Annotated in this window: 8 protein-coding genes and 1 pseudogene; all 9 read right to left on the reverse strand. The window is 43.7% G+C overall.

The window, feature by feature from the left end:
• Positions 1-54: 54 nt before the first annotated feature.
• Positions 55-801, reverse strand: a pseudogene (gene phnX, locus FC51_RS12565) (phosphonoacetaldehyde hydrolase); the annotation flags it as partial.
• A gap of 25 nt (positions 802-826) precedes the next feature.
• A complete protein-coding gene (locus FC51_RS08425) occupies positions 827-1,699 on the reverse strand; it encodes a PhnE/PtxC family ABC transporter permease (protein ID WP_057910703.1) in 873 nt (290 codons plus the stop codon).
• Complete coding sequence (locus FC51_RS08430) at positions 1,696-2,499, reverse strand: ABC transporter permease subunit (RefSeq protein ID WP_057910704.1); 804 nt, start codon at positions 2,497-2,499, stop codon at positions 1,696-1,698. Before FC51_RS08430 ends, FC51_RS08425 begins: the two co-directional genes overlap by 4 nt.
• Positions 2,500-2,509: 10 nt before the next feature.
• The gene (gene phnC, locus FC51_RS08435) at positions 2,510-3,262 is read right to left on the reverse strand and encodes a phosphonate ABC transporter ATP-binding protein (protein WP_057910705.1); all 753 of its coding nucleotides are present in this window, start codon (positions 3,260-3,262) and stop codon (positions 2,510-2,512) included.
• Positions 3,263-3,273: 11 nt separating this feature from the next.
• Entirely contained in the window at positions 3,274-4,296 is a 1,023-nt protein-coding gene (locus FC51_RS08440; RefSeq protein WP_057910706.1) for a phosphate/phosphite/phosphonate ABC transporter substrate-binding protein, read from the reverse strand.
• Between the two features lie 261 nt (positions 4,297-4,557).
• A complete protein-coding gene (locus FC51_RS08445; RefSeq protein WP_057910707.1) occupies positions 4,558-5,586 on the reverse strand; it encodes a ketopantoate reductase family protein in 1,029 nt (342 codons plus the stop codon).
• A 469-nt stretch (positions 5,587-6,055) separates the two neighbouring features.
• Positions 6,056-8,770, reverse strand: coding sequence for an LPXTG cell wall anchor domain-containing protein (locus FC51_RS08450; RefSeq protein ID WP_057911264.1), 2,715 nt, complete (start codon positions 8,768-8,770; stop codon positions 6,056-6,058).
• Positions 8,771-8,815: 45 nt separating this feature from the next.
• Entirely contained in the window at positions 8,816-9,841 is a 1,026-nt protein-coding gene (locus FC51_RS08455) for an IS30 family transposase (protein WP_057911265.1), read from the reverse strand.
• An 80-nt stretch (positions 9,842-9,921) separates the two neighbouring features.
• Positions 9,922-15,648 (reverse strand): adhesive domain-containing protein, encoded by a 5,727-nt coding sequence (locus FC51_RS08460; protein WP_057911266.1) that lies wholly within the window; start codon positions 15,646-15,648, stop codon positions 9,922-9,924.
• Positions 15,649-15,831 lie beyond the last annotated feature (183 nt).

Below are 15,831 nucleotides of genomic sequence, written 5' to 3' on the forward strand. Positions count from 1 at the left end.
TGCCGGTTGTGGCTCATATTTTTGGTCGGTATCAATTGCTGAAATCAGATTAATTAAATCCTGAAGATTATCAATCACGTAATCAGCGCCGGCATTTTCTAAAATTGTAATCGCTCGATTCTTGAGCGAATTTTGTTTGGCAATCGACAGACTATTATATTCGTCTTCTGTCAACCCGATTAGGTTGCCGCCTTCAACCACGCCAACCGTGATTGCGTGGGCAGCCTTTCCCTCTAAAATATCGTTGACCGTATCGCCAACTTTAATCACGGAATGAGGGCCTTCAACGCCCATTTTATCCATGGCATAAAGCAGCATATCAGGATTTGGCCGTCCGATGCCGTTTGTGAGGTCGGACGTCACGTTAATTTCCGGTGTGTAGCCCTGCTTGGCGGCCAGTGGAATCACATGGCCGAGCATCTCACTTGTATAGCCGGTTGTCGATGCATATTTAATGCCCCGCTGTTGACAGTATGCGACTAGCTCCACCAGCCCGGATTTGAGTTGGCTTGTCTTTGCCAATACCTGAACAATTTCTGTTTGAAACCGCCGGTAAATTTGGTCCACCGCTTGTGAAATTGAGTCGTTGGGATGCTTTTCTCGCCACTTGTCTTGAACATCTGGTTTTGCCATGATCTTTTTAACGTGATCCAGCTTATCCAAGCCCAAGTCTGCGCGAATCTCTGCAGTCGGAACCGTAATTCCGAAGCTCTCAAATGCTTGTTGGAAGGCAATAATTGGTGCCTGACTGCCGTAATCAACCGTGGTGCCTGCCCAATCAAATACAATTGCTTTTATCATAATTTTATCTCCTTACTTGATTGACTTACTTAGTTGCTCGTTTGATATAGCGACTTCTTAATTTATAGGAAATAATTTCCAGTGGAATGGTAAATGCCAGTATCAGGTAAACAATCATGCCGACCTCGTGAAAATCAAAGTAAAAGCCACTTGCCATAAATAGCTGGTAGCTGATTCCACCCGCTCCGGCCGCAGCACCCACCGCAACCGCGTTGGCAAAATTGATTTCAAACCGGATAAACGTCCAGCTTAACAAGCTTGAGGCAATCGTTGGAAAAATAACCTGGCTGACCAAGGGCCAAAAGCCAACGCCCATCGCCCGCAAAGCGGATAAGGTGTCACCGGAAATTTCATCAATACTATCGGCATAAACTTTAACCAAATACGCGACGCTGTGAAATGTTAATCCAATGACAGCAGCGTTAGCGCCTAATCCAAGGGCAACCGAATAAATTAATACCCAAAGGATCGTTGGAATTGCCCGAATCAATGCCATAACCGTCTGAACAATATTAATTAACCAGGTTGGTGCGAGATTTCTCGCGGCCATCAAGGCGATGAAAAAGGCAATGACAGCGCCGACCAAGGTCGTGAGAAAGGCGAGTGCAATACTTTGAAACAGTGCCACCATCAAGCTTTCCATGGTGGTATTGGAAGGTGCCGGCTGAAGCATCATAATTCGCAAATTATCCAACAAGCCACTCGTTGCGACGGCCAAATTGACGCCCTTTGGAATGATTGTCGGAATCGTGAGAACCGTGGTGAACACCAGGATCGCCATGACCAGATAAACCGTGCGCCGGCGTTTATCCTTCAGTCGAAGCGGCAGCTTAAATTTAGTCATTGGCTGCGAAGCTTCGGGTGTCATCTCCAGTCCCCTTTCAGGTTTACTGATCATATTGCAATTCTCCTTTCAACTTGGTTTGAGACCAGTTCAACACCAATCACCAAGACGATGATTGCCAGAACGACCAACCCTGCAGGACCATAACGTAAGCTCTTGAAATAAAGGTCAAATACAAACCCAATGCCAGTCCCTGTCAGCAGCCCAACCAAAGTTGCATCCCGCAGATTGTTTTCAATCATATACAGCAGCCACGAGACTAATGGCGTAGTGATTTCGGGAATTACCGCTTGGGAGATGACTTGGAGATAATTCGCACCGGTTACTTCCAGCGCCTGGATTTTTTCAACGTCGACAGCTTCGATTGTTTCCATAAATGCCCGGGTTAAAAAGCCGATGCTCAAAAAAAGTAAGGCTAAAAATCCCGTAAAATCATTTTGTTTAAAGGAAAACAACAAGAGCATTGCCCAGCCAACGATCGGAATGTTTCGCATGATGGAGGCAAATCCCCTAATCAACCAACTGAGTGTTTGACTTGGGCCGGTGGTTTTCGCACCCGCCAGCGCTAATCCAAGTGCCAAGACGCCGGCAACCGTTGTCGCCGCAACCGACACAATCAACGTCCGTAACAGGGCTTGCAGAATAATGCCCCAATACTGAATTGAGTGACTGTTGGGCACAAAGTTCTTAGCCAGCCAGATGATCCCGCGGTCAACGTAAAGAAATGCAGCCGAGTTAAAATTCAAAATCAATGACGCACCAACATACAAGACAATCATCAGCCCAATCACAATTGATAAATTGAGCCGTTTTCGCATAAAGAACTTGGAACTATCCATTACTTGGTTTTTCATAGAATCCCCCCTATGAAGTGACAAACGCACTGTCGCGATATATTCGTTCAATATCTTGACTGGAAGCTTGATCAGCCGGCCCATCGAATACAATGTGGCCGTCATTTAGGCCAATAATGTGGTCGGCATATTCTTTTGCAATATCGACTTGGTGAAGATTAATCAGCACCAACATTCCCCGTTTTTTGGCAAGCTTTTTTAAAATATCCATCACAATGATGGTTGATTTAGGATCCAGTGACGCAATTGGTTCATCACATAAAATCATTTCCGGATGCTGCATCAGCGATCTGGCGATTCCGACCCGTTGCTTTTGGCCACCGCTTAAATCACTACAGTACTGAAATGCGAAATCCTTCAAACCCACTTCATCTATCAGCTGTAAGGCTTCTTCTTTTTCCTGCTTGGTGTATAGCGATAAGACACCGGCAATCGTTGATTTTCTGGCAAGTCCGCCGTGAAGCACATTTTCGATTGTCGTCAGCGATTCAATCAAATTATAGTTTTGAAAGATCATCCCAATCTTTGAACGGATGTGCTTGAGGTCACGTTTGTTAAGTGCGCAGATATCTTGGTCATCAAATCGTATCTGCCCGGAATCATCGGTAATGAGTTGATTGATACTTCGCAATAGCGTTGTTTTCCCTGCTCCGGAAGGCCCGATGATCACCGTCACCTCTCCTGGCTGGGCAGTAAATGAAACGTCTTGAAGTGAGCGTTTGCCCCCGTCATAAGTTTTTGTTAACTGTTTAACCTCAAGCATATTAATCTCCTTTATTCTCCAAGAATGTCGTGGGTTGGCTTGTACCAGGCATCCGTAATCTTGATAAATTGTGTTTTGCCGTCCTTAGTGAATAAGCCACGGACTTTCGCGTTTGCAGGGGCAAAGAACAACTTGTTATTTGTCACACTGCTGGATGTCAACTGCTTTTGAATCTTTTCAATATCAGACTTACTAATTGTTTTAGTATTTGCGACCAGTGGTTCGTTTTGAACAGCGTAAGCCGCGATTGCAACTGATTCCTTACCGCGAACTGCGGTGAACGGTGCGGGGGCGTCTTTGTTAATCTTGAAGATTGCCCCGGCTTTAGTGGCATCATTTTGGAACTTACCGTACTGGGTCAAATCCATATCATCAAAGGCTGCCACGTCGGCATCTCCTTTCAGCAGGTTTACCGCTGAGCCTTGGTGTGATTGCCCATAAAGCACCTTGCTGAAGAATTTACCGCCGGAAGACAAATCATCGGTACTCTTTAAATTAAATGCCTTCTTGATCGCGCCTGCTGGAATGGCAAAGCCGGAAGTTGATGTGTTTGAAACAAATGACATTCGCTTACCCTTGATATTTTTCAACGAATACTTGCCGTTAACTTTGTACTTAGCTGCCTGGGCTTTTGGTACCATGATGTAACTGTGATAGTAGGCGTCTTTTAACGTGCCGGACTTACCAGAATACGTCACCATCGGAACCACGGTCTTGCTTTGTTTGTGTGCCTGGACGTAACCATCGGGGCCCATCAGCCCAATCTGCGCTTTCCCGGTTGCGATCGCTTGAATGGCCACGTTATAATCAGTCGTCGTTTCAACGTTGACCTTTTTGCCGGTCGCCTTGTGAATCTCTTGGGTCAAGGCTTTTCTGGCAGCGTCTTCTTCCTTGGCAGAATCACTGGGCAAAAACACAACATTTAACGTGTTGGATTTCTTGCCGGTGCTTGCAACCGGACTCCCACAAGCTGATAACGAAAGTGCAACCCCTAACAATCCCATCGCCATAACGGACTTTCTTAACATACTCATTTTTAAGCTCCTCATTATCTTTTTTTGTTTTGCTAATTTAGTTTAATCGATGAAGGTAAATCGCCTGTGTATTTTTTGTAAGCAAATTGTTAACGTTTTGGATAGAAATGTAAATTTTTGATAATACCAAGTGGCCCTTTCACTATTAAATAATGTTTTCGATGTCAAAGTGCTTAAAATGACATCGAGAACAAAAAAAGCATCAAACCATTTCAGTTAAACAAAATGGTTTGACGCCTTTTATGATGCTGTTTTAATTTTCTATGCTTCTGCCACATGCTGCTCCGGTGTCTTGACTGCAGCCTTCTTATCAGATTCAAGAACTGACTTCATGTAGCCGTCAACGTCAAAGGTGCCGGCAAATTCTGCCAAATGAACCAGGTTTCTCAAGAAATCGTGGGTCTTTGCTTCATAGTGATATTTGAGACCCAAATCATAGATGTAGCCGTTGATATAATCAACTTCAGTTTGGCGATTCTTGGAAATATCTTGATACATGGATGGAAAATGAAGCGGGTTGGAAACGGTGCTGACATATTTAACGGTTTCCCACTCTTCTTGCCGGGTATTCAGCAACGTAATTCCTGCTCGTTCGCAAACGTCAAAGGCTTCGTCAATCAGTTGAACACCAAGCTTTTGGGCAACTGGCGATTGGATATACTCACCCATCCGGATCTTAAACATCGTACAAAGTGTATTGATGACGGAATTGAACACGACTTTGGCCATCAGCGTTCCCAGGAAGTTGGTTGTCAGGTTCGGGTTCAGGCCGGCCTGCTGGAACTCGTCCACAATCTGGTGGGTCATTGCATCAGGCTTTTCAGTTTCATTGGCAATGTTCATTGAACCTGCGCCTTTAGGGCCGATGAAATCGACGTCACCAGCTTTATTTAAGACCGTTCCAATCAGCGCAGTTCCACCAAGCAGCCGTTCCTTAGGGAAATATTGGTTAAGCTTTTCAACGTGGCCCATCCCATTCATACAGGTCACAACGTACTGCTTGTCGTTAAAGAATCGTGAACAGCGTTTTAAGAAATCAGCGAGTTGATACTGCTTGGTGAAAACAATCAGCACGTCTGGATCTCCTTTATACTCTTCTGGATAATAGACGTTCACTGGCACCAAGTGACGATTTTGACCGTCACGGGAGACATAAACGCCGCCTTGCTCACGAACCGTTTCAACTTGTGGTTCCCATGTATCAACGAAGTCCACGTCAAAGCCGGCTTCTTGTAGAAGAACCCCATATCTCAAACCCATTGCGCCTGCACCCAAAACTGTGTATTTCATAAATAAAACTTCCTTTCGTATTTAAAGTATGTCTTCACGATCATCAATCCCACTAAAGCAATCCGCGATACAAAAAAATCGCCCTTCTGTCACTAAGACAAAAGGACGACAATTGGCCGCGGTACCACCTTCATAGATACTTTTCGTATCCACTCGTTGCTTGCTTTAACGGACAAGTCCGAAACCGGCTAACTTGCGCTCACCGATTTATGGGTAAAGCATGAAAGTCACAATCTACAATTTCACTACCATCTCTCAGTCGCCGAATGGATTTCCTGTTCGTGAAGCTTGTAGAAAACTTCTTTCAAATTGATAGTTCGTATTATGATATTAAGATTAGAAATTGTCAACCATTTTTGAGAAAATAATGTGAATTATTAACCTCGTTCATTAGAAAAGGGCAGTCAGATCAACGTCTGGCCGCCCTCAATCGTCGTTATTTTATTTTTTCATTTTCTCGGTCGATCCCTCATTTCTCTTGTTTGCGTTTTGCGTAGTAGGTTGTGCCAATTCCAAGTAGGCAAACGAGCATGAACATTCCGATGACCATCAGTAATGTGTTGTGATCTTCGCCGGTCTGCGGCAATGCTGACTTGCCGGTGTACCCGGATGATGGGATTCCCATCGGGCTATCAATACTGCTCTTGCCAGTGGTGCTGGAAGGCTTGTCGCTGTCGAGGCTTGCTGATGAATCATCTTCTTCGCCCGGAAGCGGTAAGATTGCTTCGTCGTCTTCCAAATCGTTATGGTAGACAATGCTGTCATCTTCCTTGGTAGCCGTGCCAATCACGGTCGGATCGTTGACGACCACGCTTCGTTTGGTAACCGTTGTGACATAGCCGTCCTTAGTGTAATCCTGTTCAGCGACTTCATACTTGGCACCAAGTGGTAAGAAGAATTTAATGGATTGGCCGTGTGTCAATGTGAATTGACCATTTCCACCGTTCAGCTGAATCGTCCCATCCGCAGCCTGACCATTAGTTGTGACCTGAGTTTTGAACGTGCCGTTGAGTGGGTTGTTCGACCCATCCGTCACTTCAATGTGGAAGTCAAACTTGCGGGTTCTGTCACCAAGTTCATTGACAAATTTGCTGACGGACAGGATGCCCAGTTCGATTTCGCCATTCTTGGTATTGGTAAACTCAACGGTGCCCTTCTGGTTGTCGAGCAGCTTGAAGGTTTGAGTCGTCATCCCTTCTTGAACCTTGGCGTCATTAACCTTATAGGTTGGCGCAAAGCCATCAACATATTCTTCACCAACCGCATAACGGTATTCGATCGGCAAGTCGTTGACTGTCAATGATTCGCCGTCTTTCAAGGTAATCACGTCAGACTGGCCATTGGCAAATTTCACTTTCATTTCGTGAGAATCGCCGCCCTGGTCAACCTTGATGGCATCAAATTCACCCGTCACGCCTGAGTAAATTCGGAAGTTGAAGTCTCGGTCGTGGTCGCTTGTGGTGAGACCATCTCCGGCAATTTCCTTGTTAATCTTCAGGCTGGCAACTTTTTCAGTTTCCTTGCTGTTAGTGAATTGTACTGTTGAACGGTCGCCTTCGATTAATTTGAATTCCTTGGTCTTCACGCCATCTTCCGTGCGGGTTCCATTGAGTTGGTACTGAGTCGTAAATCCGGACCCGTTCATTTCAGAAACCGTGTAAGTGTTGTGTGCGCTTGGTAAGCCCTTGATAACCAGATAGTCGTCGGCTCTCAAGTTAACCGTTGCCTTTCCATCCGTAAACTGAACCTTGACCTTGTCATGGCGATTAACGACTGCTTCGTATTCACCATCAACACTTGGGTCCGTTTCAATAACGAATTGGAACGTCTTATTCTTGTCAGCGTCAATGATCCCACCACCGGCAAGCTTCTTACTGATTTCAAGTTCTGCTTTTTCAACTTCGAACTTGGTATTCGTGAAGACAACTTCGCCTTGTTGACCATCTTTCAAAGTAAACTGGCCAGTGTCGTCACCAATTTTATCGGTGGTGTCATTAACGTTGTATGAAACTTCGTACATAAAGCGTTGGAAATGTGTTCGTTCATTCACGCTGTACTTATAGTCAGTCGGCAATTTCAAGATATTGATCGATTCGCCGCCCTTGAGCTTAATCGGCTCGTTTTCATCCTTTGGGTTCGGGTTTGGCATTTCTGATCGACCATTGACAAATTTGACTTTGACATCTTTGGTATCCCCATTATGATCAAGGATTTCTGCGTCAAATTCACCATTCAGCTCATCTTTCACGCCGTCTTTTGGTGTCGCCGTTACTCTGAATTCAAACTCGTATGCTTTGTCGTCATCGGTAACCGGGCCAGCAAGAACTTTTTTAACCCTCAGATTGGTGCTTTCAGGTGTCGGCAACGTGTTAATGAATTGTACCTTGCCAAGACCGTCTTCTGTCGTCACAAATTCAGTTGCGACATGTCCCTGTTTCTCGGAGTTGTCGTTTACGATATAGCTTGGATCGTAGCCTTCACTACTCTTCTCGGTTTCCTTTACCTGAATCTTGGCGCCGATTGGAAGTCCGAGAATTTGGGCTTTTTGATCGTGCTGGAGCTCGAATGTGATGAGGTTGTCTTTAAAGATAACATCTTCATCACTGTATTTACCGCTCACTTCGAATTTGCGTAGTGTATATTCGCCGTTTAAATGTTTTCCATCGTCATCAGTTCCAGTCACTTTAAATTCAAATACTTTACTGAAATCTTCTTGGCCAGCGGTTTCGCCCTTAACCGTCTTCTTAACTTCAATTCCTGTCTTTTGAGAATCGTTATTGAAGACCAGTTGTGGCATATCCTTTCCAGTTGTCACATCATGAGTATCACCATCTTCTCGATGATTACCAAATTCGTGACTCACTTTGTATCCATTCGTACTGGTTTCAGTCACCTTAATGTTCAACCCTTTTGGAATGAAGATTCTAATTGACTGTTCAGCCTTAAGAGATACAGTCGCTTTATACTGACCACTTGAAGTGTTTTTGTTGAACTTCAGCGGCTCTATTTCGTTAGCGTCGCTCTTAATGGCATCAACCAGCACTTCTTGATCAGTCCATGAGACTGGCGGATCTTGAATCGTCAGTTCGAAATCAAATTCAAGGTCTTCATCGACTGGTGGAATCACACCACTCACAGTTTTTTTGATGTCAAACTCAACTAAATCTGGTGCCTCAATTGTCAAATCAAGTGCAACACTAAGAATCTATTCTTAGAAGTGGTCTAGTTGCTAAGCTAGTTCAGGCATTAGATCGGCTGGGCAGCGATAGTTCAATGACCGCCATAGCCGGTTGTTTAAGGTATCTTGAGCCAGCTGAATGTCAATGAGTGAGGCCGAAGCCAAGGATCTGCCCTTCGGGAAGAACTCGCGCAAAAGGCCGTTAGTGTTCTCATTGGTTCCACGTTCCCATGGTGAATAAGGATGGGCAAAGTAGATGTCAGTTCCCTTGACTTGACTCAAGCTTGAGAACTCAGCACCATTATCAAAAGTAATGGTTTTAAAGTGCTCGGTTCCATAGTCATATAAGGTATTCTGGAGGGCTTTCAAGCAAGTGTCGGCATGATAATTGGGAAGTTTAACGATGATCTCTAAGCGACTAACACGTTCAGTCAAAGTCATTAATGCTGGCTCAGATTCAACCCGTTTGCCTTTGACCAAGTCACCTTCCCAGTGTCCAAGCTCTTGACGCGCTTGAACCATGGCGGGACGCTCTTCGATTGAATGGCCCAGATTTTTCTTATTGATTCGATGATGCTTTGCCCCGGGGCATTTAATCCGGCGACGTAGTTTAGCTGGTAGGTCTGAATTGCGGATAGCTAAACGCTGGTCATCAATATACCGGTACACCGTCGGTGTTGAGGGGCAGACAAGCCTTGGGTGATCAGTCTTGAATTGGTGGACAAAAGTATCCACACTATGCATCCTGGGACGCGCTTTTAAAGCTGTCACCAAAGCATTACAGAAGGTTTGACAATGATCAAAGAGTCCACGATAACAGCTATTTAGTCGGTGCTTACGATAAATTGCTTCACCAGTTTCTGCCAGATATGACTGTTCAAAGATATGAGTACTAGCGTTAATCTGTGTCGTTGTCCCACGTTTTAATTCACGTGAAATCGTGCTGGGATTACGATGAAGGGCCTGGGCAATCCGGCGGATAGACCAATCTAAGTCCCTTAGGGATTCAATTCGACCACGTTCAGCTAAATTGAGTTGGTGATACTGATTAGATATGATATTCTTAATTCGGGTCATGAAGATACCTCTTTCTTGTTTGTGGTGAATTAAGAATAGGTCTTCATGGCCTTTTTGACTAGTCTGAATAAAGAACTGGTCTAGTAGAGCAGGTGTTGCACTTCAATTTTAAATCGAGGAACTAAATCTGGTGCAATATTTTCAAACATAATCGAGTTCTTGCTATCCGGTCGGTTCAGGGCAATTTCTGCACTCTTACCATCCTTCTTGCTTTCACCATCTACTCGAGTATAGGTGTTGAACTTTCCGGTAGTCGTTTCAGTTACTTTGAACTTGCTTGCCTTATTTGGTAATCCAAGAATCACTAATTTTTCATTGTCCTGTAATTTGATAGTATCTTTCGGTAATGACCCATAGGTAATTTCAATGGCCTTACCATTTTCATCAAAACGGACTTTACCAGTGTTCTTAGTCTTATCAGTGGTTGCGTTTCGAATATCTGCCGTATAAATTTGGCCCTTCACAGCATCCCGAGTGGCATCATCGTTGGCTTCCACTTCAAACTCGAAGTCTTGAAGTCCTTCCGGCATATCTCCTGCCACCAGTTTTTCAAATTCAAACTGGTTGACCACTTCGCGGTTGATGAATTTGATCGTTGAGTTGTCCGCGCTGATCGAGCCAGTGGCCTTCCAGCCGTCCTCGTCCGAGTCGCCGGCTTCATTTTCGTCACCATCGCCAACCTTGTAATGAACTTCGGTATACTGGCCATCTTGTTTTTCGTATACTTTCACTTTGACGTTGGCTGGCAGCTTAATGTTTCGGTAGCTTTCGCCCGTCTTTAATTTGATGTCTGAAATGCTGCCATCAGAGTAGATAACTTCCTTGGCTTCACCATTTTCAAAATCAAATGTAACGTTGGCATCGCCACTGCCAGTGTGTTTAATACCTTCAATTTCGCCACTGAAGTCTGTATCAAGCGCGCCGCTTTCGTTCATAATTTTCATCATGAAACTAAATTCTTTGTCCTTATCAGCTTTGGCATTTGGCCCTTCAATTAATTTCGAGAAGCCAAAGTGGGTCGTCTTACCTTCGTTGGTAAACTTCACAATTCCGGTTGCGGCGTCTTTACCCTGCTGCATCTGGAAAGTATCCGTCTCGTTGGTCTCATTCCCATCTGTGTCAACTGTGGTTAAGTTTTCCAAAGTGTAGGAAGTTCGATATGACCCGTTTGCTGACTCAACCACGCGATAGTATTTATCCTGTGGCAAGCCCTTAATTGTGATCGTCTGGCCATCTTTAATCTTTTGAAGATTCGTTGAAACACCATCTTTAAACGTCACAATATCCGATTGGCCATCGACATCATAGCTGAACTCATCGTTGAAGTCTGCATCAACATTGCCATCCTTGTCAGTCACGTAAACTTTGAATTCAAAGGAATCGTCTTTGTTGACGCCAAGCCCATTGGTGACGGTCTTTTTGATCTTCAATGCGTTTGTCCGATGATTTTCCGCAGTCACACAATAAGTGTTCTCATTGCCATCTTCAGTTTCTTCTTGAGCATCGGCAATGGTAAATTCTTTAGAAACCCATCTGTCATCATAGTTCTCAAGACCTGAGACTTCGATAATCCGGTAAGTTGGTTTATCGAACAAGCCGTCAAATGATGCGAAGCCATCTTTGTCGGTCAGTTTTGGATTACCAACATCATTCCAGTCGTTATTTTGATTTTTCATTTGTACTTTAAATTTAACGCCTGGTAGTGGGTCACCAGTGGCAGCATCAATTTTCTTGATGTTGGCTGCGAACTTCTTGTATTGTCCAGAAACTGAGGCGCTGGATTTGATTTCTTCCTTCTGGTCAAAATCACTCGTCGAAATTGACAGCTTCAATTCATTGGCATAAGAAGTACCAACCGTCTTAGAAATCACCGTGTAGTATTCAACAATTAACGGCGTTGTGACTTGGTAAGGACTCTTGATCTTGATCGTCATTGTGTTCAAAGTGTCAGAATAGACAACTTCATAATCTTGGCCCTCTTTTAAGACGCCGTTGGCAACTTTTTCGTAGACGGCATTACCTTTGTCAAAAGACCGTTTTGCTTCAGTAATTTTCAGCTGGTAATCACTATCGTTGGTCTTTAAGTGATAATGGCCACCACTTAAGCTATCAGTCAGTTGCACCGGTGCCTTCAAAGTAGCTCCGTTCCCATTAATTGTCAGGTCCCATTTAACAGCGCTGATGATCCGATTGTGATCACCTTCGTTCAACTCAATTGGATCTTCGAGAATCTCACCATTTTTATGAAGCAGGTAGCCATTATCTGTGTATGACAGACTGGCATTTGCTTCAAGAGAGTGAACATACTCACCTTTATCATTCTTATTCCAATTAACATTGACCTTATTGTTAAATGTCCATGATTTGAGATGTTCATAATTGGTATCAACATCTGCTTTGAAATCAGTGACCTTGGACTGATACTGTAACCCAATTACTTTTTGACCGGCTTTGTACAGTGCATATGCCTTTGGGCTTAGCTTTAGGTTAAAGGTCACCTTCTGATTGTCGTTAACGTCCACTTTGATGCTGTAATCGTCTTTATCCAAAGTAGTCGGTTCTTGAATTCCGTTCCCATCGGTATTGATCTTTGCCAATGACACCTGGAGGCTATCGATCAACCGATCTTTAATTTCCTGCAAGTGACGGCTGGTCACTTTGTTACCTGCGTCTTTAATAACGTCTTCACCAACTTGATCAGTGATATCGATTCCGTCGGTAACTAATGCCTTCTCTTCATCTGTTCCAAGGTATGAGCGATAATTGAACCGAGTTGTCCAATTAATGATGCCATCCTTCAAGAAATCTGATGAGAATTGACCCGTTTTTGAGATGTTATTGCGAACATTCCAAGCGACTGATTTGCAAGCCTTGACGTCATTCTTCCCGATTCCAGGATAATCAACAGTTGAATAGTTACAAATTTGTGACATTTTACCTTGTTCCGCATTTAAAACTTTTTCTTTGTCCAACGGAACATTGTTCAGGAAAATTGTGAAAGAGGTCTTTTTAACACTATCCGTATAAGGTAAATTATTCACCTTAATGATGATTTGATCTTCATTCTCTTCGGATTTAGTGACGGTAAATGCGGCTTCGGTCTGGCTGCCATTTTTCCAATATGCTTCCCCATCACGAACTTCATAATCCCAAATGTTCCCTTCTTTCTCTGAAAATTTAATCTTCTTGTTTACTTCAGTAGTTAGGCCATTTTCATCAGTGAAACTTTGGTAGAAAGAGCTAAAGTCAAGGTAGTTGACTTGCTCTGAATTAGGAGTTGGTTCTGTAATGGTGAAGGCACTATTCACATCTCGATTTGTTTGGTTTACGTGAATCTTCCAATTGGATGTCATCGCGTCCCAGTCCAGCTTTGTGTTGTATTTACTGTTAAACGCCGGGGTATATTGATGACCTTTCTTCTCTCCATTGACTTCAACGGTATTTCTAATCCCAATGTAATCATTATCCGTCACATCGCCAGCTGGTTTAACGATGTACGTAAACGTGTATTCCTGCTTACCTGTCCCTGGAACAATCTTGTCATCAAACTTCACCGTTAATGTCTGCCCATCAACTACCGGGCTGCCAATCATCCACCCATCTAGATGAGGGTTTAATTTGTAATCGCCGGCTTCGGTACTAAATTCGAACTTGTCAGTGTCCAAAGTGTCCTTCAGAATAATATTACTTTGGCCGCTTTCAACCGAGAACTTGACAGAATATTTGATATTACCGTTTTCGTCCATCTCAGCTGATTTCTTCAACTCATTCGCCTTCCGAGTGATGGTTGCATCCGTTAACGCTGTCTTTGCCTTCTCATCAACCCCCGTCAAAGTCACTTCTTGAGCCTGAATTTCATTCTTGTAAGTGTTTTGGCCCAAAATAGTTGCAGCCGTTACCATCGTCATCTTAATTTGAACGATTCCATCAGAAAGTTTCAGATCATTCTGATTAAACTTAAAGATGTCATTGCCTGCTGGGCTTAAGATGTCGTTGTAAGCACCGGTATCAGCGCGGGTAATTGTAACAGTTTTATCGTCTGCAGTTGTAATTTCAAAAGTGTATTCTACTTTTGCTTTTTCTGTCTGATATCCGCTATGAAATTTTTCCTTTAGAATGACTTCTTCTGCTTTTAAATCATCATTCACGTTAAATGTTGATGTCCATTGGAGCGTATCAAGATCAGTAACACCATTTTCAGTATGGAAATTACCTTCTTTTTTGATACTTACCAACTTCTTTTCAACCTCAATGCCACCATCTTTGATAATGGTTTCACCGAATGAAATTTCATCCGCATCAACGTTAATTTCAGTTTTTAATTGGGCCTTATATTCGATGTTAGTAACGCCTGCGAGTTCATCTGGCAGGAAGATAATCGATACTTGCTGTACATCGGGGTCGGCTGTGGGTGTCATGATGAACTGACCAATGGTTTTGCCACCATAGTTAATCAGCTCATCAAACTTCCCTGCGTTACCATAATTATATTTCATCCCTTTAAGCTTGAAATCATAGTGGTCCTTATGCTGGATGTCGATTCCAGTCGCTTCTTTAATGGTATCAATATCCCATTCGTATAGAATTTCGATGTTTTTATGGTCTCGTAGGACATCTGGGAGTTCAATAGGATGATCAAGTACGGCATCCACTTCTTTCGTTTGAACCTTGCCGTCTTTATCCGTATATTTGTAATGAATTGATTTAAAGAATTGTGGGTTTTCGGAATTCTTGATCATTTCGGTAATATCACGGCCTGGTTCTTCTTCAAACACCCCATTCACCGGCATTTCACGTTTCAAATCATCTGCGACCGGTTCCTCACCATCGGCATCATCAGTGTCGGCAATCGCTTCTTTTGCGCCCTTCAGATCAGAAACTTCTGGGGTCTCAGGAGTTGTCGACTCCTTTGTCTCACCGGTATCTTTAACTGATTTTGTCGTCGCGTCTTTTGACTTCACCTGCTGTTCTGCATTTTTCCGATCCTCAATTGCTTGGCGACTTTTCTCTTCAGCTCGCTTCTGATCTGCTTCACGCTTCTCCTTTAGTAGCGCCTCTGCTTTTTCAGTGTTGGACTGTTTTCCCTTTTCGACTGCGTCAGCCTGTGAGGAATTTTCGTCAATCTCTTCGTTCTTCTTTGATTCTGATTGAGTTTGTTCTTCGTTCTTAACCTCAGTTTGTTTCTGTGCTTCTTCAGCTTCTCTGGCGGCGTCCGCTTCATCCGAAGCGCTCTCGTCTGCCAGTGCTTCCTTCAAAATATCGTCATCTTGTAGATTACCGTCTGGCTGTTCGGCTGTGGCTGCTTCTTTGACTTTTTCGTCCTTGTCCACGACAGTCAGTGTCGGTAATTTAAGTCGTTCATCATCGATCATTACATCCAACTCGCCATTATTGACGGTCTGATTGAATTTAACCGGCAGAATCACTTCCAGGTCGGTCTTATCGATGGCATTCGTCCACGAAATCGTCGACTCGTCGCCATCGATATCCACAACAACTTTGGTATCGCCGTTGGAGAATTTGAATTGTTTCTTTTTAACCTTGAAATAATCCGCATTGTAGTCAAATTGAACCGTACCAGCCTGCGATAAGCCGCCGACTGTCACGTCAAACGCCAAATTGGCGTGGTCGCCGACCTTTGATCGCGTGACTAATGCTCGCTTATCATCAATCAACTTTGCGTTATCAGCAATCACTTCTTTGGCTGAAATAACGTCAGCCAACGCTGTTCCCGCGGTAAAAAAATTCCCCAGGACCAACGTCAACACGCCGATTGCTTGTATCCAAAAGCTCGTCCTTTTCTTCATGATTTTCGTCCTCCATATGACTAGATTTATCCCCTTCTTATCAACACCATAAGGATACCTAAATAATGTGTGCAATTTGGGAAGAAAGTATGAAGTTTTCGTACCTTTTGTAACCGGAAACGTGGACTGCTCTTGCGAAATTTACTTAGATCATGCATGGTATTAACGATTCTGGCTGTTTTT

This window comes from Lentilactobacillus parabuchneri DSM 5707 = NBRC 107865, from assembly GCF_001435315.1.
Taxonomy (GTDB): Bacteria; Bacillota; Bacilli; order Lactobacillales; family Lactobacillaceae; genus Lentilactobacillus; species Lentilactobacillus parabuchneri.